This is a genomic window from Yoonia sp. JB2-21 (assembly GCF_055693545.1).
In genome coordinates, this window is the sequence record NZ_JBVFUC010000001.1 from 2,470,977 (window position 1) to 2,490,551 (window position 19,575).

Consider the following 19,575-nt stretch of genomic DNA (forward strand, 5'->3'; position numbering starts at 1 on the left):
GGTCACCCTTCCACCGCCCGTTCGGCACCCTGCACAATTGCTTCACGCAATTTGCGCTCTAGTCCCGCGCGCTTGGCTTCAGAATGGTATTTTAGCCCAACAATATCTTTGACATAAAATGTATCCACAACCTGTTCTCCATACGTCGCGATGACTGCGGAGGCGATGTAGACATGGCTGTTTGCAAGTGTTCGTGTCAAATCATAGAGAAGTCCGGGACGGTCGCGGGTATCGACCTCGATGATTGTGTAAATCTCGGATCCTTCATTATCGAAACTAATCGTCGTGGGGACTTTGAAAGCGCGTTCGCGTTTCTTGATCTTGTCTTTGTCTTTCAGTGCTTCTTTCGCGACAACTTCGCCTTTTAACGTGCGTTCGATCATCTTGCTTAATCGGGGAAGACGCGCGGTTTCATATGGGTTGCCGTCGTTATCCTGAACCCAGAACACAGCCGTCGCGTAACCGTCCTTCGACGTGTATGTTCTGGCATCAACGACATTTGCACCAACCAGCGCAAGCGCCCCAGTCATCCGGCTAAAGAGGCCCGGGTGATCGACCATCGCGAAACAGGCGCGCGTTGCGTCGCGGTCCTCGTCCGGCATCAGATCAATCTTGATTTCATCATCTGCGATATCGCGCAGCAGTCTGGCGAAGACGGTTTGGGCGGAAAGAGGCAGACCTTGCCAATACGGGCCATAGTGCCGGCTGACCTCGGTCTTGAGCGCTTTGTTGTCCCAGTCCGACAGGGCCGTACGGAGTGTGCGTTTGGCCTCTGCCTCGCGGGTTTCGCGGTTGAGGTCTTCCAAGCCAGTTTCAAGCGCTGATCGCGTGGCTTTGTAGAGGTTGCGGATCAACACCGCCTTCCAATTGTTCCATGTGCCGGGACCAACGCCGCGAATGTCACAGACAGTCAGAGCAGTGAGAAGGTCCAGCCGTTCTACAGACTTTACCGCCTTGGCAAAGCCACGAACGGTTCGAGGTTCAGCGATGTCACGTTTTTGGGCCACGTCGGACAACAACAAGTGATAGCGGATCAGCCATTCGACCGTTTCGCACTCCTTCTTATTCAGTCCGAGCCTCGGGGCAACTTTGCGTGCAATCTGTGCACCTAAGATGGAGTGATCCTCATCCCGCCCCTTGCCGATGTCATGCAGCAAGAGGGCGACATAGAGCACTTTCCTGTTCACGCCCCTGTCCAAGATGCCAGAAACGACCGGCAGTTCTTCGATCAGCTCTTTTCGTTCTATTTGCGCAAGGTTGCTGATGCATTGGATCGTGTGCTCATCAACGGTGTAGTGGTGATACATATTGAACTGCATCATCGCCACGATCGGCGCAAATTCTGGAATGAATGCTGAGAGGACACCCAACTCATTCATGCGGCGCAGACCACGTTCAGGGTTACCGTGTTTCAGCATAAGGTCGAGAAAGATGCGCCGTGCTTCCTTGTCGTCGCGCATGTCAGTGTCAATCATATCAAGGTTGGCCGAAATCAGGCGCATCGCATCAGGATGTAGCAAAGTGCCGGTGCGCAGCGCTTCTTCAAAGATCCTCAGCATGTTCAGCTTGTCGGCAAAAAAGGCCTTTTCACTTGCTACGGTCAGTCGGTTTTGTTTGATCGCATAGGGGGCCTTTGCCCGCTTACGTCGCCCAAAAAGTCGCAGCAGCATCGGCTCTTGCTTGGTGTGATTAGCCTCTAAGGCGGTCAGGAAAATGCGGGTGAGTTCGCCAACATGTGTCGCCTGCCGAAAGTAGGCCTGCATGAAATGTTCAACACCGCGCCGACCGCCGTGATCGGTATAGCCCATTGCAGATGCGACCTCGACCTGCATGTCGAAGGTCAGCTGGTCTGCGGCCCGCCCTGCGATCAGGTGGAGGTGACACCTGACGGCCCACAAGAAATCCTCAGCCGTCACAAATGTTTCAAATTCTTCTGCGGTAAAGACCTTTAGGCTGACAAGCTCGGCTGCGTCTTTGACGCCGTTGACATATTTGCTGATCCAGAAGAGGGATTGCAGGTCGCGTAGTCCGCCTTTGCCTTCCTTGACGTTCGGCTCAACAACATAGCGTTGCCCGCCCTGTTTGCGGTGGCGTGTCGCTCGTTCTTCTAGCTTGGCTTCAATAAAGTCGCTGGCCGTTGATTTGAACAATTCGCTCCAAAGGCGGTCGCCAAGTTCTTCTGCAAGTGCCGGGTCACCGGCCAGATAACGATATTCAACCAGTGATGTGCGGATGGTGTAGTCTTCTCTTGCAAGCCGCAAACAGTCTTTGACGGTACGGCTGGCATGTCCAACTTTCAGTTTCAGATCCCAAAGCATGTACAGCATGGATTCGATCACGCTTTCTGCCCAAGGCGTGATTTTGTATGGGGTAAGAAACAGCAGATCGACGTCGGAATGCGGTGCCATCTCTCCGCGCCCATAACCGCCGACGGCGATAAGCGACAGTCGCTCACCCTCAGTTGGAGTGGGTAACTTGTGCAAATGTTGCGTGGAGACGTTCAAGACCACATCAATGATCTGGTCCGTCAGCCAACTATATGCACGGGTCGTTGGTCGTGACGCAAATGGCTGTGATTTGAAAGCCGTGGCAATCTGTTGATTGCCGGTTCTTCGGGCCTCGGCCAACACACTCACGGTGGCAGCACGAATGTCTTTCTCTGATTTTGCTGATCCGACTGCAGCCGCAATTTTGCACTCAACTGCGGACCTGTCAAAAATGACAGACGCCGGACAGATCAAACCGTCCGGCGCACTTTCGTCCAGCATCGGGTTGGGTTCAGAGGCCGGGGCCACCAAAGCTTCTTGGTGCTTGTTCAAGGATGACAACCTGATTGTTTTGAATGGTGGCAACGGCGAGACCGCGCTGGTTGAGTCCGTTTGGCAACAAGCGGAAGACGCCCGATGTTCCACGGAAACCCTGCCGTTGGGTCAAAGCCGATTTTGTGACGGCTTGCGGATTGCCCGCCGCTGCAAGGGCGCCGATAGCGGCGATCCCGTCATAGGCCAGACCGGCAAGAGGGTGCGGCGCAGAACCATATGTTGCAGAATAACGATTGGAGAATAGCGCTGATGGTCCCGGATCAGGGAGCGCAAATAACCCACCTGACAGACCTGGCAGGGCTGCAATTTGAGGTAACGTGTCCCATCGCGTTAGGCCAATAAGACGGCTGCGGTCTGTGTTAAGACCTGCGTCTGGTAAGGCGGTGGCGAGTATGGGTAGGTCCGCATTTGCCCCTGCGGTTGTGAAAACTGCCTGTGCCCCCGAACTCTGCACGCTCGACACGATCCTGCTCGTGGCTGCAAATATGCCTTGTTGCGAAAGTGCATAGCTTTCGACACCGGCAACCTCTGCACCATTGTTTTGGACCGCGGTGGTGATTGCGTCGCGGCCGACGCGTCCAGGCAGATCATCACCATGAACCACCATATAGCGGTTTATGCCCTGACGGCTTCCATATTGAACTAGCCGTTCCGCCGTATTGTCAAAGGTCGAACCAAGGATGAATACGTTGCCTCCGGCGAAAGCGCGGTTGTTAGAAAAGGCGAGTACATTGACGTCGCGCCCGGCGATAGCCACACCTGCCGCATTTGCAGCCTCACCGTAAAGCGGCCCGAGAATGATCTTGGCCCCATTGTCGACGGCACGGGTCGCGGCGATTGCCGCCTGCTGGGGATTCCCGCCAGCCGTATTGTAGACAGTCAGGTTAATGCTTGCGCCTTGCAAATCTGCGATTGCAAGACGGGCCGCATTTTCAAAGTTTCGGGCAAGTAAATTGTCGGTCGCCTGTGCGGAGCCACCAGGCACCAACAGGGCAACTTCAATTGGCTCACTTGGGTCAATTTCCTGACCCACATTTGCATCGGGTGCGAGCGCTACATCACAGGCGGCAAGCCAGACCAAACTTGTGAAAGCAAAAAAACGCGCAAGCGACTTGCCGGCGTTGCTGAAACGGGCAAACATACGTGGTATCCCTCCTGGTTCGCGCGATTGGATGTAGGGGCAGTGCCCTTTGTCCGGCCGCGATATTGAGGTTTATCATAAAGCAGGGGGCAGCCGGGTCCAGAGATGAATTTTATTTGCAAGCCACTCTCTGCCGGTCTGTATTTCGTAGCGACCCCAATTGGGTCTGCGCGCGACATGACGCTAAGAGGGTTGGATATCCTCGCCTCGGCTGATTTGATTGCCGCCGAAGACACGCGCACGGCCCGTAAATTAATGGAAATTCACGGTGTGCCGTTGAATGGGCGCAAGATTATCGCGTTTCACGATCATAGTGGTGATAGCGCCGTTGCGAGGCTGGTCGCCGATATGGCCGCCGGTCAATCTGTTGCCTATATCTCGGAAGCCGGGACACCCCTTATCGCGGATCCGGGGTACGAATTGGGGCGCGCCGCAATTGCGGAAGGGTTGCCTGTGACATCTGCACCCGGTGCGTCGGCTGTGCTTGCCGCGCTGACCGTGTCGGGTCTTGCAACAGATCGCTTTGCCTTTGTCGGTTTTCTGCCTCCATCAAAAATGCAGCGTGAAACCGAAATAGCGGCATTGCGTGATGTGCCCTTCACATTGGTCTTTTACGAAAGTCCGAAACGCGTTGGGGAAATGTTAGGAAATTTGCGCGATGTCTTGGGCGAACAGAGGGAAGCGGTGGTTTGCCGCGAGTTGACGAAGAAATTTGAAGAGGTGAAGCGCGGGACATTGGGCGAACTCGCAGATGAATTCGCCACCCGTTCCGTCAAAGGCGAGGTGGTGGTTCTGGTTGGGCGTGCTGGTGCGGTGGATATTGCCGATGGCGACATTACCGGCGCGTTGCGCGAAGCGATGAAAACAATGCGCGTCAAAGATGCCGCAACTGTCGTTTCAGGGGCGTTGGGTTTGCCGCGAAGGCAGGTATATCAGATCGCCTTGGGCCTGGGAGAAGATGATTGACCGGAACAGTTGGATATCATGCCGGGCTTGCTGCGGAAGATATCGTTGCGAACGATTATTTGTTGCGGTCGCATAGTATCGCAGCGCGGCGCTGGCGCGGCACCGCTGGCGAAATTGATCTAATTGCGCGGGACGGGGACACCGTTATCTTTGTCGAGGTGAAGAAAAGCCGTAGTTTTGCAAATGCTGCGGACCGTCTGGGGCGCCGCCAGATGGACCGCATTGTTACCAGCGCGACCGAATTTCTGGCCGGCGAACCGCGTGGGCAATTGACCGATGTCCGATTTGATTTGGCGGTTGTGAATGGAATAGGTGATTTAAAAGTGATCAAAAACGCCTTCATGGAAATGTGACATCCCATTGCACATAGATGATTGCTGGGCCATCAACGCGTCAAATCACTTAAGCTAGAGGCCCGCCATGCCACTCAAGATCGCTTTTCAGATGGACCCTATTGGGCCGATCGACATAGATGCCGACAGCACCTTTCGTCTTGCGGAGGAAGCGCAAGCCCGCGGTCATACTCTTTTCTACTATACACCTGACAAGCTGGCCTATGATCAGGGTCGTGTAACGGCAAAGGGCTGGCCGCTGACAGTGCAGCGTATCAAAGGTGACCACTTTTCCCGTGGCGAAGAACAGGTCGTCGACTTGGCAGATTATGATGTGGTTTGGCTGCGTCAGGACCCGCCGTTTGACATGGGATATATCACAACAACCCACATCCTCGACATGGTCCACCCGGACACATTGGTGGTCAATGACCCGTTTTGGGTGCGCAACTATCCAGAGAAATTATTGGTGCTAGCCTTCCCGGACTTAACCCCGCCAACCATGATTGCCCGCGATCTCGAAACACTTAAAGCGTTCCGGGCAGAGCATGGCGACGTCATCTTGAAGCCGCTGTATGGCAACGGTGGGGCCGGCGTTTTCAAGCTGAAGCAGGGGGACAGCAACCTTGCGTCCCTGCATGAGCTTTTTTCCGGTATCAACCGCGAGCCCTTGATTATGCAAAAGTTCCTGCCAGCGGTCTCGAAAGGTGACAAGAGGGTCATCCTGGTCGACGGAGAACCGGTCGGCGCAATCAACCGTGTGCCTGCAGCGGGTGAAACGCGTTCAAATATGCATGTTGGTGGTCGGCCAGAGAAAATTGACCTGACCGAACGTGACCGCGAAATCTGCGCGCGCATTGGACCGCTGCTACGCGAAAAGGGTCAGGTTTTCGTCGGCATCGACGTGATCGGTGATTGGCTGACCGAGATTAACGTGACTTCACCAACCGGTATTCAAGAGCTGGAACGGTTTGACGGGATCAACATTGCTGCAAAGATCTGGGACGCGATCGAAGCCCGCCGTTAAACTTCCTTGGCCATCGCGAGCCGGTAGCTGACTGCTTCTGCCACATGTGGTTTGCGCACCGCATCGTCGCCTTCAAGATCGGCAATTGTCCGGGCGACCCGCAATACCCGGTGATATCCGCGCGCTGATAATCCAAAACGCTCAGCGACCTTGATCAACAACGCCCGACCTTCGGGATCAGGGGTGGCAATTTCATCTAGCAAATGCCCTTCGGCGTCGGCGTTCACCCGGACGGTGCCGTGATCGGCGAAACGCATTGTTTGGGCCTCGCGGGCTTTGCGGACGCGTGCGGCAACGTCGGTTGAACCTTCGTCTGCGGCCGGCATATCAAGGTCGGTGAAGGCAACTGGCGGTACTTCGACGCGCAGATCAAAACGATCCATCAGTGGGCCAGAAATACGGCCCATATAATCCTCGCCGCAAATCGGAACGCGGGCGCATGCGCGCGCTGGGTCCGAGAGATACCCGCATTTGCAGGGGTTTGCTGCCGCAACTAACATAAAACGACAAGGATAGCGGACATGGGCGTTGGCCCGGGCGACGACGACCTCTCCGGTTTCGATGGGTTGTCGCAGTGTTTCAAGGACCGTTCGTGGAAACTCCGGGAACTCGTCCATGAAAAGAACACCGTTATGCGCCAAACTGATCTCACCGGGTTTCGCACTGCGGCCGCCACCAACAATGGCCGCCATTGATGCGGTGTGATGCGGTTCTCTGAAGGGGCGTTCCCGATTGATACCGCCTTCGTCCAGCAGCCCTGACAGCGAATGGATCATCGACGTCTCAAGCGCCTCTGTGGCGGTCAGTTGAGGTAATATTCCCGGGATGCGCGCCGCGAGCATTGATTTGCCTGATCCGGGTGACCCAACCAATAGCAAATGGTGACGTCCTGCCGCCGCGATTTCCAAGGCGCGTTTTGCGCGTTCTTGGCCTTTGACCTCTGACAGATCGCGCGCGCCGGGCTCACCCAAGACCTCGCCGGGTTCGGAAGGTTGGAGCACTGCCTGTCCGGTGAAGTGCCGGACCATTTCGGCAAGACTGCGCGGCGCGATAACAGTGACGGCACCGACCCATGCGGCCTCTGCGCCGCAGGCATGGGGGCATAGTAACGTGCGATCCTCTTGCCCGGCTGCCATTGCCGCCGGAAGAGCGCCAACGACCGGAACGAGTGTACCATCCAAGGACAGTTCGCCCAACGCAACGGTCCGTTCTGCGTCGTCGCGCGGGATAATGTCGAGCGCCGCCAAAAGCGCCAACGCGATGGGAAGGTCAAAATGTGACCCCTCTTTGGGAAGGTCGGCAGGCGAAAGATTTATTGTAATCCGTTTGGACGGCAGGGCGATGGCCATCGCGGTCAAGGCCGCCCGCACACGTTCGCGGGCCTCTGAAACGGCTTTGTCGGGTAATCCGACAATAGAAAACGCCGGAATGCCCGGTGTGACAGCGCATTGCACTTCGACCAACCGCGCTTCGATCCCTTCAAATGCCACTGTGTAGGTCAGAGCCACCATTGCGTTTCCCCATTCTTGGTTAACGCGTAGGGGGTGGTTCTTTAAGAAAGGTTAATCTGCGGGACCGGGCCAAGAAATTTGGGCATGTTCGCTTTGATAGGGCCAGGGGTCGTGCACTTCCGCTGCCGCGTCTTTTCGCCAGGCTAGAAATGCCGGGTCGTTCAGATGCGCCGCAACATAGTCTTTGGCTTGCGCCCCGACGGGCAGACCATAGCCGGCGATGCGCATTGCAACCGGCGCATAAAAGGCGTCAACCAATGTGTATTGGCCGAACAACCACGGTCCGTCACTGCTGCGACGATCGCGCGCAAGCTCCCAAAGGTACGCGATCCTTTCCAGGTCATTGACGACCGCCTGTGAAGGTTCAAAACCCTCCCACGCAAAGCGGATCATCATCGGGCACGCATCCCTGAGCGCCACAAAGCTGCTGTGCATTTCGGCTGTCATTGAGCGGGCGAGCGCACGTGCCGCTGGGTCCTTTGGGTAAAGATCAACCTCTGGGTGACGCTCGACCAACGTCTCGGCCATCGCGAGACTGTCGGTCAAGACGTGCCCTTCTGCGGTTCGTAGAACCGGCACTGTTCGGGCCGGCGCAAGATGCGCCAGTTCTGCCCTCATTGTACCAGCGTACAGCCCGACAAGATGCGTTTCAAAAGGCAGTCCAAATTTTTCCAGCATAAGCCAGCCGCGTAACGACCAGCTGCTGAAGGTGCGATCACCGATGTAAAGTTGATAAGTCATGCGGAACCCTAGCTGGCCCGCGGTACCGGTCGCAAACGATGTTTCGTGAAATTGCTCATCACGCGATGTGATTGACCTGGCCAATTTTCCAGCGATCGCCGATCCAGCGCATATCGGTCACCGATAGGTTGTCAATGTGATGTGCCATCGCCTCATAAGCCGTGCTGGACAACGCGCGCTGTATCTGGGTCATGATCACACCAAAATGTGCAACGATGATAACATGTTGTCCGGCATGCGCGTCGCGAAGATGATCGACGCGTTCAGTGACCCGCGCTGCGACACCATTCCAACTTTCCCCATTTGGGGGAGCCAAATCACCCGGTTGTTCCCAAAAACGACGACTGAGGTCGGGATAGGTCGCGGCGACTTCGTCAAACTTCAAACCGTCCCAGTCGCCGAAGTTGAACTCTCGCAGATACTGGTCATTGGGTAGTCGTTGTCGGTTGCGCCCAATCGCATCGGCGGTTGTTGAGGCGCGCGCAAGGTCAGATGCAACGACGACCGCATCTTGCGGCAGATAGTTGTGCACCCGGTCGATTAGCCTTTGGTCAGAGAGGTCGGCGGGCACATCACGCCAACCGACAAAGGTTTTTTCGTGTGTCGGACCATGCCGCACCATCCAAACATGGGTCATTTTTCTGGCGCCTTCAGCACGATGGGCAGGCCTGCCATGACGGCAAAAACCGCATCAGCCTGAGCGGCAAGCTGTCGGTTCAGCTTGCCTTGCGCATTGCGGAATTTCCGCGACAGCGCGTTGTCCGGCACGATGCCATAGCCAACTTCATTCGACACGATCACCACTGGCGCGGCACAGTGCGCCAATGCGTGCAGCAACCCGTCGCTGTGTTTTGATACGTCATGTTCGCCCAAGATCACATTGGTGAGCCACAAGGTGGCACAGTCGATCAATATCGGCTGTCCAGCGGAGGCATTGTTCAGAGCCGAATTGATGTCCAAGGGCTCTTCAATGGTTGTCCAGTCCGCCCCTCGCATCGTGCGATGACGCGAAACTTTTTCCGCCATTTCATCGTCAAAGATCTGTGCGGTCGCAATGTAAATCGGACGCGCGGTGTCCTGCAAAATAAGACTTTCCGCAAACGTGGATTTGCCAGAGGCAGCGCCGCCGAGAACGAGGGTGAGGTTCGGCAATGGCATGGTCGTAACTTTTTGTGATCCATCTTCTTCAGCCCTGCGTAACCAATTCAGACAACAAAGTTAATGCATGACGATGCAACCTGGGAGAAATACAATGGGCGTTACCGGTTTTTCTGATCAAACTTTGTCTCGGACGGCGATGAAAGCTGAGCTGCTTGATGCTGAAACCGAGCTGGCTCTGGCCTATGCGTGGCGCGACGAGCGTGATGAAAAGGCGCTGCATCGCTTGATCACCGCTTACATGCGATTGGCCATATCGATGGCATCGAAGTTCAAGCGTTATGGCGCGCCGATGAATGATCTTATTCAGGAAGCATCGGTCGGCCTGATGAAAGCGGCGGACAAATTCGATCCGGATCGCGGTGTGCGCTTCTCAACTTACGCAGTTTGGTGGATCAAGGCCTCAATCCAAGATTATGTGATGCGCAACTGGTCAATGGTGCGTACGGGGTCGACATCTTCGCAAAAATCACTGTTCTTCAATATGCGTCGTGTACAGGCCAGGTTGGAGCGTGAAGCTGCTGCAGAAGGTAGGATCCTCGACAAGCATGACATGCGTGAGCTGATCGCGATCGAGGTTGGCGTGCCGCTGCATGATGTTGAGATGATGGAAGGTCGTCTTTCCGGGTCGGATTTTTCGTTGAACGCCACCCAATCGGTTGATGATGAAGGGCGCGAGTGGATTGACGCGCTTGAGGATGATGGTCCGCAGGCCGCTGAAACGGTCGAGCATACGCATGACAATGACACCCTGCGCCAGTGGTTGCTGACAGCGCTGTCAGACCTAAACGACCGTGAGCAGTTTATCGTGCGCGAGCGCAAGCTGCGTGACGATCCGCGCACATTGGAGAGCCTTGGCACAGAATTGGGCCTGTCCAAAGAACGGGTTCGTCAACTTGAGGCCGCCGCCTTCGGAAAGATGCGCAAAAGCCTTGAGTCCCAGAGCGCCGAGGTGCATGCGTTTTTTGGATAACGCCGGACATTGTGTTTCCGGTCTGATCTGACCTAGTGTCAGACGAGCCGGACCGGAGACATTTGATGCTGACAGGTAAGCATATTCTCTTGATTGTAGGAGGCGGCATTGCCGCCTTCAAATCGTTGGACCTTGTGCGACGTTTGCGCGAACAGGGTTGCCAAGTGACGCCTGTTTTGACGCAGGCGGGCGCGGAATTCGTCACACCGCTAAGCCTGTCGGCGCTATCTGCCGCCAAAGTTTATCAAGATCTGTTCAATCTTACGGATGAGGCGGAGATGGGACATATTGAACTGTCTCGTGCGGCAGATCTGATCGTTGTGGCACCTGCGACCGCCGACCTGATGGCAAAAATGGCCGGCGGTCTGGCTAATGATCTGGCCTCGACCTTGCTTTTGGCAACGGACAAGCGCGTGTTGATTGCCCCGTCGATGAATGTGCGCATGTGGGATCATCCAGCGACACAGCGCAATCTCAAGACATTGCAGGATGACGGTATTCTGGTCGCCGGCCCGAACGAAGGCGATATGGCCTGCGGTGAATATGGACCCGGCCGGATGGCTGAAGTTCCCGAAATCATTGCTGCCGCTAATGCAGCGCTGACCGACGGGCCGCTGAAGGGGCGTCATGTTCTGGTCACCTCGGGCCCTACACATGAACCAATTGATCCTGTGCGTTATATTGCAAACCGGTCCTCCGGCGCGCAGGGCACAGCTATTGCACAGGCTTTGGTTGCACTCGGTGCGGACGTCACGTTTGTAACGGGCCCGGCTGATGTGCCACCCCCGATAGGTGTTACCACGGTAAAGGTGCAGACCGCCAAAGAAATGCTGTCTGCCGTCACTGCAGCGGGGGCCGCTGATGCGGCTGTTTTTGCGGCTGCTGTGGCCGACTGGCATGTGGCGAATGCTGGTAACAAGAAGATCAAGAAAGATGGAACAGGCCTGCCGCAATTGGACTTTGCAGAAAATCCCGACATTCTTGCTACCGTGTCGCAGATGACGAAGGGGCGCCCCAAGTTAGTCGTTGGTTTTGCCGCTGAGACTGACGATGTGATCGCCAACGCGACGGCCAAGCGCAAGCGGAAAGGCTGTGATTGGATCGTCGCGAATGATGTATCGCCGGAAACAGGCATTATGGGCGGCAGTGACAATGCAGTAACATTGATTACGTCTGAGGGCGCAGATAGCTGGCCGCGCATGTCGAAACATGAGGTCGCGGCGGCCTTGGCCCACCGCATCGCAGAGGCACTTGCGTGAGTGTGACGATCCAATTTTTGTGGGACGACGATGCTGATCAAACCCTTGGCTTGCCATCCTACGAAACACTAGGGGCAGCAGGTGCTGATCTGCGCGCCAATCTAGCGGATGCAAATCCCATTTTGCTGAGGCCCGGCGCGCGGGTCCTTGTGCCCACTGGTTTGCGCATGGCAATCCCGAAAGGGTTCGAGGTCCAAATCAGGCCGCGGTCGGGTTTGGCCTTGAAACATGGGATCACCTTGCTGAATACGCCCGGCACTATCGACAGCGATTATCGCGGGCCGCTGGGTGTGATTTTGGTCAATTTGGGTGATGAGGATTTTGAGGTGTCCCACGGGATGCGCATTGCCCAGATGGTCGTTGCCCCTGTGGTGCAGGCACGTTTCGACGCGGTCGCCGCTCTGGACGAAACCGAGCGCGGTGCTGGCGGATTTGGGTCGACGGGCCAATGATAATGGTCGGAACAATGGCCATCACCTTGTGGGTGATTGGTTGGTTCATGAAAGTGCCATACGCGGTGCGTTGGAACATGATGGCAATCCTTCTGGTCGGCGTGATGATGGTCCATGTCATTTTGCCAGATGGACACCCCTTGCGGATGGCGACCGGCGGAGATGCCCGACTTTGGGGCATTCTGATCGGTTTTGGGTTCTTGATTTGGGGGTACCGCAAATTTCTGTCTGGACTTCGTGCGCGTGTAAAGACGCAAGACGAGCCTGCGCCGAAAGCAGAGAGTTTCTCTCCCACTGAACTGGATCGCTATGCGCGCCACATCATTCTGCGAGAAGTTGGTGGCCCGGGTCAAAAGGCACTTCGTGACGCCAAGGTGCTGGTGGTCGGTGCCGGTGGGCTGGGATCACCCGCGTTGCAATATCTGGCAGCGGCGGGTGTCGGGACAATTGGCGTCATTGATGACGATGTGGTTGAGAACGCCAATTTGCAAAGGCAGGTGATCCATTTTGATCGCAATATCGGGATGCCAAAGGTGCATTCCGCAGCTGAAGCGATGAGCGCGCAAAATCCATTTATTATCGTCAGGCCTTATCATCGCAGGCTCGAGGCCGACATCGCAGCAGATCTTTTTGAGGACTATGACCTTGTGCTGGATGGCACCGACAACTTCGAAACGCGCTATCTGATAAACGAAACCGCAGTTGCAACGCGGCGCCCCTTGATCGCAGCCGCGTTGACGCAATGGGAAGGACAGATCAGTGTCTATGACCCATCGGGTGGCACGCCATGTTACGCTTGTGTCTTCCCGCAAGCACCCGATGCGACATTGGTGCCATCCTGCGCCGAAGCGGGCGTTGTTGGGCCGCTACCTGGCGTAATCGGGGCGATGATGGCGGTCGAAGCTGTCAAACTAATCACAGGGGCGGGCGATCCGTTGGCAGGCCGGTTGCTCATCTATGATGCACTTTATGGGCAGACCCGCACCATTGGCGCGAAACCGCACGTAGATTGTCCAGTGTGCCAGGGCAGGGGCTTGCACGAGGCGAGCTGACGCCCATACTGGCTATCGAAACAAAAAATGGGGAGTTTGATATGAGAATTTTCACAATGTTGGCCGCAAGCCTTTTGGCGACAGCATCATTGGCGGATGGTCATTTGCCTGATCTTGAAGGTCGCGAAATCGTGGTGGTGACTGAGAATGCCTATCCGCCGTTGCAGTTCATCGACAGCAACGGGGACGCCGTTGGTTGGGAATATGACGCGATGGCGGAGATTGGCGCACGTTTGAATGCGACGATTGTCTATGAAAACATCAGCTGGGACGCGATGATCGCAGCCGTATCCGAAGGCCAGTTTGACATGGGTATGACCGGCATCACCATTCGTGAGGACCGCGCTGAGGTCGTTGATTTCTCGGACAAATACATGACGTCCGAGATGGTCATGATGGTACGCGGTGATGAGGACAGGTTTAGCGATGCCACCAGCTTTGCCGCTGATGATGATCTGTTGATGGCCGCTCAACCTGGCACAACCCCGTTTTACGTCGGGGTCTACGATGTCTTGGATGGTGATGAAGCCAATCCACGCATCAAACTGATGGAAACCTTCGGTGCGACCGTTCAGGCGCTGCGCACCGGTGACGTCGATTTGGTTTTGACGGACGGTACAGCCGGTAACGGCTATGTCGATGCATCTGATGGTGGGTTGAAAATCATTGGGGAAAAACTGGGGACCGAGGACTTTGGCTTCATTTTTCCAAAGGACTCCGATCTGGTTGAGCCGATCAATGCGGCGATTGCTGATATGACGGCAGATGGCACGATTGACGCGCTGAACACGACTTGGTTCCTTGAATATAAGTTGGGCGAATAATTCCTGATGTGGAGGTCCCGGGTTAAGCCCGGGACTGCGCCGCGCGATGATACCCACCTCCCCAAATGACAAGGATTTTCCCTGGTGGTTAGTCGCTGTTGTCGCGATTGGTCTGTACCTGTTTTGGCAGGTCCTGACCGTCGAGGAATATAGCCGCGTCTTATCAACGCTAAGGCGGGGCATTTGGGTGACCGTCTATGTCACGGTTGTGTCCTATACGATGGCCTGCTTTCTTGGGTTGCTACTGGCGCTGGCGGCGCTGTCACGATCTTTGATCATACGTCAGTTGGCGCGGTTCTATGTTGAAATCATGCGCGGTATCCCGATTATCGTGCTACTTCTCTACGTGGCGTTTGTACTTGCTCCCGCAATGGTGGCAGGCTGGAATTTGATCGCTGAAGGCATAGGGCTGGACCCCGTACGTACGCGCGACTTTTCGCTTCTATGGCGGGCCGTCATTGCGCTGACCCTTGCCTACTCGTCGTTTCTGGCAGAGGTGTTTCGGGCAGGTCTGCAATCAGTGGACGAAGGACAGATTGAGGCCGCCGAAGCGCTGGGGTTAAGCCGTTGGCAACGCTTCCGTTTTATCGTTTTTCCGCAAGCGTTGCGGACAATTTTGCCGCCGCTGGGCAACGACTTTGTGGCGATGGTCAAAGATCTCGTCACTGGTCAGTGTGCTGGGTGTGACGGACGTGACGCAATTGGGCAAAGTCACGGCAGCCGGGAATTTCCGCTACTTTGAGACTTACAACGTGGTTGCACTTGTGTATCTGACGATCACGATCACACTGTCGATCGCGCTGCGGCGTTTTGAGAAACGCATGCGCGCGCGGTAAATTTTGCGTCTTTTCGCAAAGTTGAAGCTGCGAAGGTGGTGACTTGCCATCACGCGTACTACCTAAGGAGCAAAGGAGACACGCTATGACAAACCCGCTGCTTGTTGATTGGGATACGCCATTTGGGTTACCGCCGTTTGATCTGATCTCGGACGAGGATTATGCGCCCGCTGTTGATGCGGCTCTGGCAGAGGCACGCGCAAACATCGCAGAAATTGCGGATAACCCCGAACCTCCGACATTTGTAAACACGATTGAGGCTTTGGAGCGCGCGGAAGAAACCCTGGAACGTGTCTTGAGTGCATTTTACAACGTGGCGGGTGCGGACAGTAACGCCAAGCGCGAAGAGTTGCAGCGCACGTTTTCACCATTGCTGAGCGCCTATGGTTCCGAGGTGATTGAGAATAAGGCGCTGTTCGCCCGCGTAGAGGCTGTTTGGGACCAACGGGCGAAACTTGATCTGACCGACGAACAGCAGCGGGTTTTGATGCTGAGCCGCCGCGGTTTTGTCCGTGCTGGTGGACAGTTGGACGGAAACGCCGCAGAGGATTTGCGCGCCGTGAAATCACGGTTGTCGATACTTGGCACAGAATTCACGCAAAACTTGCTGTCTGATGAGCGAAGCTGGTTCATGAAGCTTGAAAAGGACGACCTGATCGGCTTGCCAGATTTTGTAGTGGCGACCGCAAAAGCTGCAGGCGAAGAAAAAGACGCAGGCGGTCCCGTCGTGACGTTGTCGCGCTCTTTGATTGTTCCGTTCCTGCAGTTTTCAGAACGTCGTGACCTGCGTGAGAAAGCCTATGAGGCCTGGTCTGCGCGCGGGGCCAACGGTGGAAAGACTGACAATCGTGACATCGCGGCTGAGACACTGAAGCTGCGCGAGCAGCGGGCCAAGCTGCTTGGCTATGATAGCTTTGCAAAATATAAGCTCGAGACCGAAATGGCCGGCACACCAGAGGCAGTGCGTGATCTGCTTATGCAGGTGTGGAAGCCAGCAAAGGCAGCGGCCGAGGCTGATGCCGCAGTTCTGGAACGGATGCTGCACGCCGATGGGTTTGACGGCCCGCTGGAACCTTGGGATTGGCGGTTTTACGCAGAGAAACGGCGCAAAGAATTGCATGATCTCGATGAGGCCGAACTGAAACCCTATCTGCAAATGGATCGGATGATCGAAGCCTCTTTTGCCTGCGCAAACCGCCTTTTCGGTTTGGAGTTCACGCAGATTGAGGCGCCCACCTATCACCCTGATGTGCGGCTTTGGGAAGTGACGCGGGATGGCACCCACATGGCGGTGTTCATGGGCGACTACTTTGCGCGCGGGTCAAAGCGGTCCGGTGCGTGGTGTTCTGCGATGCGCTCGCAACACCGGTTAGGTGGCGACGTGCGGCCGATCGTTGTGAACGTCTGCAATTTTGCGAAGCCTGAGGCGGGCAAGCCCGCGCTCTTGTCCTACGATGATGCGCGCACCCTGTTTCATGAATTTGGTCATGCGCTGCACCAGATGCTGTCTGATGTGACTTATCAAAGTATCTCAGGAACTTCTGTTGCGCGTGACTTCGTGGAACTCCCAAGTCAGTTATATGAGCATTGGTTGGAGGTGCCCGAGGTGCTGGCCGAGTTCGCGACGCATGCGGATACGGGGGCATCTATGCCTGACGACCTCTTGCAACGCATGTTGGGTGCTGCGACATACGATATGGGTTTCCAGACGGTTGAATATGTCGCGTCGGCGTTAGTTGATCTGGCTTTCCATGACGGACCTGCCCCGGCAGACCCGATGCAGCGGCAGGCAGAAATCCTTGAGGACATTGGAATGCCGCATGCTATCCGGATGCGTCACGCAACCCCGCATTTTGCCCATGTGTTCGCCGGCGATGGATATTCCAGCGGCTACTATAGCTACATGTGGTCAGAGGTCATGGATGCGGATGCATTTGCGGCCTTTGAGGAGATTGGCGATCCTTTTGATGCAGAAACGGCAAAGCGTCTGGAGCAGACAGTGCTGTCATCTGGCGGCTCAGTCGATGCTGCTGATCTCTATACGGCTTTTCGTGGTCGTTTGCCCGGCGTTGAAGCGTTGTTGAAAGGGCGCGGGTTGGACCAAGCGGCCTAGCTAGTCGCGGATTTCAGCGTCGGTAACGCCCCACAGTGAGCCTTTGGGTACCCATCCGCGATAGCCGCCTGCTGTCAGTTGGCACCATTCGGGGTTGCAGTCACCCAGCCGTGCCACGACGCCTGGTTCTAGCATCGCATTTTCCAACGCGGTCGGGTCAGGTCGCGCCCGCAATGCGGTGTTCTCTTGTTCGACAACGACCGTGCGTGCCCCGGACAGCATCCGATAATGCACCCAGCCACCTTGACCGTCGCGGTCTATGACCCGGCGCCAGTGACCGTATTCGGCAATGACTTGCAAAGGCATATCGCGGCGTTGGAAAACCCAGTCGATGCGGTGTGAAAGTGACGGGCCGCGGCGCACGTTTGCCTCGCTTGCACGCAGGGACACGAAACGCGGAAGTGGCAGGTTTGTTTCGGGACCAATCGCTGGACCTGTTTCATTCTGCTGCGCGAAGCTAACGCTCGCGCTAATGATGATCGCCAGACCTGCGATGTAAATCACGCGAAACCAATGCGCCACTGCACCCATTGTTTGCCCTTAACTGCTCTTTTTTACGGTGCGCAGTTCTTGTGCTGCGCGTCCCTTTGGCGCAACCTGCCATGCAAAGGCTGATTTGAAAACCCGGGGAGGGAAATGCATGCCAGGTAAGCAGCTAAGTGTTGTCGTGACGCGACGGTTACCTGAAGTGGTGGAAACCCGGCTGAAAGAGCTTTTTGATGTGCAGTTGCGCGATGATGACACGCCAATGACGACGGAACAGTTGGCCGACGCGATGCAAAGCGCTGACGTGTTGGTTTGTACAATTACAGATCAAATTGATGCCAAACTTCTAGGCCGTGCCGGTGAGCAACTCAAGCTGATCGCGAACTATGGTGCTGGTGTGGACCATATTGATGTCGCTACAGCGCGCCAGCGGGGCATACATGTTTCAAACACACCGGGTGTCGTGACCGAGGACACGGCTGACATGGTCATGGCACTGATCCTTGGCGTCACTCGGCGTATGGCCGAAGGATTTCGCGTCGCGCAGTCTGACAGTTGGGGCGGTTGGGCACCGACTGCGATGCTGGGCGGTCGGATCAAGGGCCGCAGGTTAGGTATTTTGGGTATGGGGCGGATTGGGCAAGCCGTCGCGCGCCGCGCCGCTGCTTTTGGGATGCAGGTCCACTATCACAATCGCAAACGTTTGCGTCCTGAGGTCGAAGAAGACCTGGACGCTACTTATTGGGAAAGCCTTGATCAGATGGTGGCCCGCGTCGATATCCTGTCGATCAATTGCCCTCACACACCATCGACGTTTCACCTCATGAATGCACGGCGGCTGAAACTGATGAAGCCGGATGCGGTGGTTGTGAACACCTCACGTGGCGAGGTGATTGATGAAAATGCCCTGACGCGAATGTTGCGATCGGGTGAGATTGCGGGCGCGGGACTTGATGTGTTTGAGCGCGGGCATGAGATTAATCCAAGGCTCCGCGAACTCCCAAATGCAATTCTATTGCCACATATGGGATCAGCGACCCTCGAAGGCCGTATCGAGATGGGCGAAAAGGTGATCGTGAATATCAAGACCTTTGCAGATGGTCACAGGCCGCCCGATCTGGTTGTGCCGTCGATGCTCTAGCCTGACCACTTTTCGGGCAGCACTTTGAACTCATTGTCCTCGTCGATGATGTTGAGGTAGTGCCGCATCGAATGGGCAAAGACGCTTTTGTGCTTTACAGATCTGAACAGCTTGGCTTTGCCCATGTGGTGATAGGCTGATGGAACTTTTGGAACCGGGTCATCGGTCCGGTTCACCAATAGGCAGCGCCCATCTTGGACAACACCGTGTTTGCTCCACTTGGGGCGTGGGGCGGCAAAGCCTATAGCGGGCTTGTTGTATGTCTTCGACAGGATCTGCGCCGCAGCCGCACCCAGTGAATGACCAATGATGTAGTTGGGTGTGACCCCTTCTGTCTTCAGCCATTCAAAGATTTCGATGGAATAGCGCAGAAAACCCTGATGCCATTTGGTTCCAGACGCACCTTTTTCGCTACTTGTTGCCTGTTTGAGCACAAAGCGTTGATTGCCCAACCGCAATGGTCGCAGGTTGAATTTGACATAGTCTCTGACCGAATTTGACCCCGGCAAGAGCAAGATATTGCCATCCAACAGGTGCGCCTGCACGTCATCATGGTCTAACGATTTCAGGACCTTGGGTTTGATGATCCGTCCGGCCTTATAGCTGGCTTCGGCCAAGGTTGCTGCGTCTTTCAAGCGATATGTCGTCATGCCATTCCCCCAAGGTTGACCCAAGTGAACATGGCACGAGACATTTGCATAGTGGGGAAACCCTGACTGCTTGTCGGTTTTGCGCATCAAG

The 19,575-nt window shown here is 55.8% G+C and carries 18 protein-coding genes and 1 pseudogene; 11 read left to right on the forward strand and 8 right to left on the reverse strand.

Annotated elements, in window-relative coordinates; genetic code table 11:
- Positions 1 to 2 precede the first annotated feature (2 nt).
- Both ACZ1G5_RS12370 and ACZ1G5_RS12375 read right to left on the reverse strand, forming a co-directional pair.
- Positions 3 to 2,768 carry a [protein-PII] uridylyltransferase gene (locus tag ACZ1G5_RS12370; protein WP_472734327.1) on the reverse strand — a complete coding sequence of 922 codons (2,766 nt, stop codon included), beginning with the start codon at positions 2,766 to 2,768 and terminating at the stop codon, positions 3 to 5.
- Between the two features lie 10 nt (positions 2,769 to 2,778).
- Complete coding sequence (locus ACZ1G5_RS12375) at positions 2,779 to 3,963, reverse strand: penicillin-binding protein activator (protein ID WP_472733129.1); 1,185 nt, start codon at positions 3,961 to 3,963, stop codon at positions 2,779 to 2,781.
- Between the two features lie 105 nt (positions 3,964 to 4,068).
- Here ACZ1G5_RS12375 and rsmI point away from each other — a divergent pair, with 105 nt between their 5' ends.
- The 3 genes from rsmI (at position 4,069) to gshB (ending at position 6,288) form a co-directional block, all read left to right on the forward strand.
- Positions 4,069 to 4,929: a 16S rRNA (cytidine(1402)-2'-O)-methyltransferase gene (gene rsmI, locus ACZ1G5_RS12380; RefSeq protein WP_472733130.1), complete on the forward strand. Its 861-nt coding sequence runs from the start codon at positions 4,069 to 4,071 to the stop codon at positions 4,927 to 4,929.
- A complete protein-coding gene (locus tag ACZ1G5_RS12385; RefSeq protein ID WP_472733131.1) occupies positions 4,926 to 5,282 on the forward strand; it encodes a YraN family protein in 357 nt (118 codons plus the stop codon). Before rsmI ends, ACZ1G5_RS12385 begins: the two co-directional genes overlap by 4 nt.
- A gap of 67 nt (positions 5,283 to 5,349) precedes the next feature.
- Positions 5,350 to 6,288 carry a glutathione synthase gene (gshB, locus tag ACZ1G5_RS12390; RefSeq protein WP_472733132.1) on the forward strand — a complete coding sequence of 313 codons (939 nt, stop codon included), beginning with the start codon at positions 5,350 to 5,352 and terminating at the stop codon, positions 6,286 to 6,288.
- Here gshB and ACZ1G5_RS12395 read toward each other — a convergent pair.
- Genes ACZ1G5_RS12395 through cobU form a run of 4 tightly spaced genes read right to left on the reverse strand, consistent with a single transcriptional unit; the run spans position 6,285 to position 9,698 of the window.
- A complete protein-coding gene (locus tag ACZ1G5_RS12395) occupies positions 6,285 to 7,799 on the reverse strand; it encodes a YifB family Mg chelatase-like AAA ATPase (protein ID WP_472733133.1) in 1,515 nt (504 codons plus the stop codon). The genes gshB and ACZ1G5_RS12395 overlap by 4 nt on opposite strands.
- 51 nt (positions 7,800 to 7,850) lie before the next feature.
- Positions 7,851 to 8,540 carry a glutathione S-transferase gene (locus tag ACZ1G5_RS12400; RefSeq protein WP_472733134.1) on the reverse strand — a complete coding sequence of 230 codons (690 nt, stop codon included), beginning with the start codon at positions 8,538 to 8,540 and terminating at the stop codon, positions 7,851 to 7,853.
- Between the two features lie 58 nt (positions 8,541 to 8,598).
- A complete protein-coding gene (locus ACZ1G5_RS12405; RefSeq protein WP_472733135.1) occupies positions 8,599 to 9,177 on the reverse strand; it encodes a histidine phosphatase family protein in 579 nt (192 codons plus the stop codon).
- Positions 9,174 to 9,698 carry a bifunctional adenosylcobinamide kinase/adenosylcobinamide-phosphate guanylyltransferase gene (cobU, locus tag ACZ1G5_RS12410; RefSeq protein ID WP_472733136.1) on the reverse strand — a complete coding sequence of 175 codons (525 nt, stop codon included), beginning with the start codon at positions 9,696 to 9,698 and terminating at the stop codon, positions 9,174 to 9,176. The genes ACZ1G5_RS12405 and cobU overlap by 4 nt, the downstream gene beginning before the upstream one ends.
- 94 nt (positions 9,699 to 9,792) lie before the next feature.
- On the opposite strand from cobU, the gene ACZ1G5_RS12415 reads away from it, so the two are divergent.
- From ACZ1G5_RS12415 to ACZ1G5_RS12445, 7 genes and pseudogenes are all read left to right on the forward strand, one after another.
- Positions 9,793 to 10,671, forward strand: coding sequence for an RNA polymerase factor sigma-32 (locus tag ACZ1G5_RS12415; protein WP_472733137.1), 879 nt, complete (start codon positions 9,793 to 9,795; stop codon positions 10,669 to 10,671).
- 65 nt (positions 10,672 to 10,736) lie between these two features.
- A complete protein-coding gene (gene coaBC, locus ACZ1G5_RS12420) occupies positions 10,737 to 11,930 on the forward strand; it encodes a bifunctional phosphopantothenoylcysteine decarboxylase/phosphopantothenate--cysteine ligase CoaBC (protein ID WP_472733138.1) in 1,194 nt (397 codons plus the stop codon).
- Entirely contained in the window at positions 11,927 to 12,382 is a 456-nt protein-coding gene (gene dut / locus ACZ1G5_RS12425; RefSeq protein ID WP_472733139.1) for a dUTP diphosphatase, read from the forward strand. Before coaBC ends, dut begins: the two co-directional genes overlap by 4 nt.
- Complete coding sequence (locus tag ACZ1G5_RS12430) at positions 12,379 to 13,434, forward strand: HesA/MoeB/ThiF family protein (RefSeq protein ID WP_472733140.1); 1,056 nt, start codon at positions 12,379 to 12,381, stop codon at positions 13,432 to 13,434. Before dut ends, ACZ1G5_RS12430 begins: the two co-directional genes overlap by 4 nt.
- Before the next feature lie 41 nt (positions 13,435 to 13,475).
- Complete coding sequence (locus ACZ1G5_RS12435; protein ID WP_472733141.1) at positions 13,476 to 14,258, forward strand: transporter substrate-binding domain-containing protein; 783 nt, start codon at positions 13,476 to 13,478, stop codon at positions 14,256 to 14,258.
- Positions 14,259 to 14,304: 46 nt separating this feature from the next.
- A pseudogene (locus ACZ1G5_RS12440) lies at positions 14,305 to 15,094 on the forward strand (amino acid ABC transporter permease).
- Positions 15,095 to 15,179: 85 nt separating this feature from the next.
- Positions 15,180 to 17,207, forward strand: a complete 2,028-nt coding sequence (locus ACZ1G5_RS12445; RefSeq protein ID WP_472733142.1) for a M3 family metallopeptidase — start codon at positions 15,180 to 15,182, stop codon at positions 17,205 to 17,207.
- Here the strand turns inward: ACZ1G5_RS12445 and ACZ1G5_RS12450 are convergent, their stop codons facing one another.
- A complete protein-coding gene (locus tag ACZ1G5_RS12450) occupies positions 17,208 to 17,738 on the reverse strand; it encodes an SH3 domain-containing protein (protein WP_472733143.1) in 531 nt (176 codons plus the stop codon).
- A gap of 109 nt (positions 17,739 to 17,847) precedes the next feature.
- Between ACZ1G5_RS12450 and ACZ1G5_RS12455 the strand changes: the two genes are divergently transcribed.
- Positions 17,848 to 18,834 (forward strand): 2-hydroxyacid dehydrogenase, encoded by a 987-nt coding sequence (locus ACZ1G5_RS12455; RefSeq protein WP_472733144.1) that lies wholly within the window; start codon positions 17,848 to 17,850, stop codon positions 18,832 to 18,834.
- Here the strand turns inward: ACZ1G5_RS12455 and ACZ1G5_RS12460 are convergent.
- Positions 18,831 to 19,484: an alpha/beta hydrolase family protein gene (locus tag ACZ1G5_RS12460; protein WP_472733145.1), complete on the reverse strand. Its 654-nt coding sequence runs from the start codon at positions 19,482 to 19,484 to the stop codon at positions 18,831 to 18,833. The genes ACZ1G5_RS12455 and ACZ1G5_RS12460 overlap by 4 nt on opposite strands.
- Positions 19,485 to 19,575 lie beyond the last annotated feature (91 nt).

Coding starts and splice junctions, on each gene's coding strand:
- ACZ1G5_RS12370 (WP_472734327.1), bottom strand. CDS start 2,768: ATGCTGGACGAAAGTGCGCCGGACGGTTTGATCTGTCCGGCGTCTGTC.
- ACZ1G5_RS12375 (WP_472733129.1), bottom strand. CDS start 3,963: ATGTTTGCCCGTTTCAGCAACGCCGGCAAGTCGCTTGCGCGTTTTTTT.
- rsmI (WP_472733130.1), top strand. CDS start 4,069: ATGAATTTTATTTGCAAGCCACTCTCTGCCGGTCTGTATTTCGTAGCG.
- gshB (WP_472733132.1), top strand. CDS start 5,350: ATGCCACTCAAGATCGCTTTTCAGATGGACCCTATTGGGCCGATCGAC.
- ACZ1G5_RS12395 (WP_472733133.1), bottom strand. CDS start 7,799: ATGGTGGCTCTGACCTACACAGTGGCATTTGAAGGGATCGAAGCGCGG.
- ACZ1G5_RS12400 (WP_472733134.1), bottom strand. CDS start 8,540: ATGACTTATCAACTTTACATCGGTGATCGCACCTTCAGCAGCTGGTCG.
- ACZ1G5_RS12405 (WP_472733135.1), bottom strand. CDS start 9,177: ATGACCCATGTTTGGATGGTGCGGCATGGTCCGACACACGAAAAAACC.
- cobU (WP_472733136.1), bottom strand. CDS start 9,698: ATGCCATTGCCGAACCTCACCCTCGTTCTCGGCGGCGCTGCCTCTGGC.
- ACZ1G5_RS12415 (WP_472733137.1), top strand. CDS start 9,793: ATGGGCGTTACCGGTTTTTCTGATCAAACTTTGTCTCGGACGGCGATG.
- coaBC (WP_472733138.1), top strand. CDS start 10,737: ATGCTGACAGGTAAGCATATTCTCTTGATTGTAGGAGGCGGCATTGCC.
- ACZ1G5_RS12430 (WP_472733140.1), top strand. CDS start 12,379: ATGATAATGGTCGGAACAATGGCCATCACCTTGTGGGTGATTGGTTGG.
- ACZ1G5_RS12435 (WP_472733141.1), top strand. CDS start 13,476: ATGAGAATTTTCACAATGTTGGCCGCAAGCCTTTTGGCGACAGCATCA.
- ACZ1G5_RS12445 (WP_472733142.1), top strand. CDS start 15,180: ATGACAAACCCGCTGCTTGTTGATTGGGATACGCCATTTGGGTTACCG.
- ACZ1G5_RS12450 (WP_472733143.1), bottom strand. CDS start 17,738: ATGGGTGCAGTGGCGCATTGGTTTCGCGTGATTTACATCGCAGGTCTG.
- ACZ1G5_RS12455 (WP_472733144.1), top strand. CDS start 17,848: ATGCCAGGTAAGCAGCTAAGTGTTGTCGTGACGCGACGGTTACCTGAA.
- ACZ1G5_RS12460 (WP_472733145.1), bottom strand. CDS start 19,484: ATGACGACATATCGCTTGAAAGACGCAGCAACCTTGGCCGAAGCCAGC.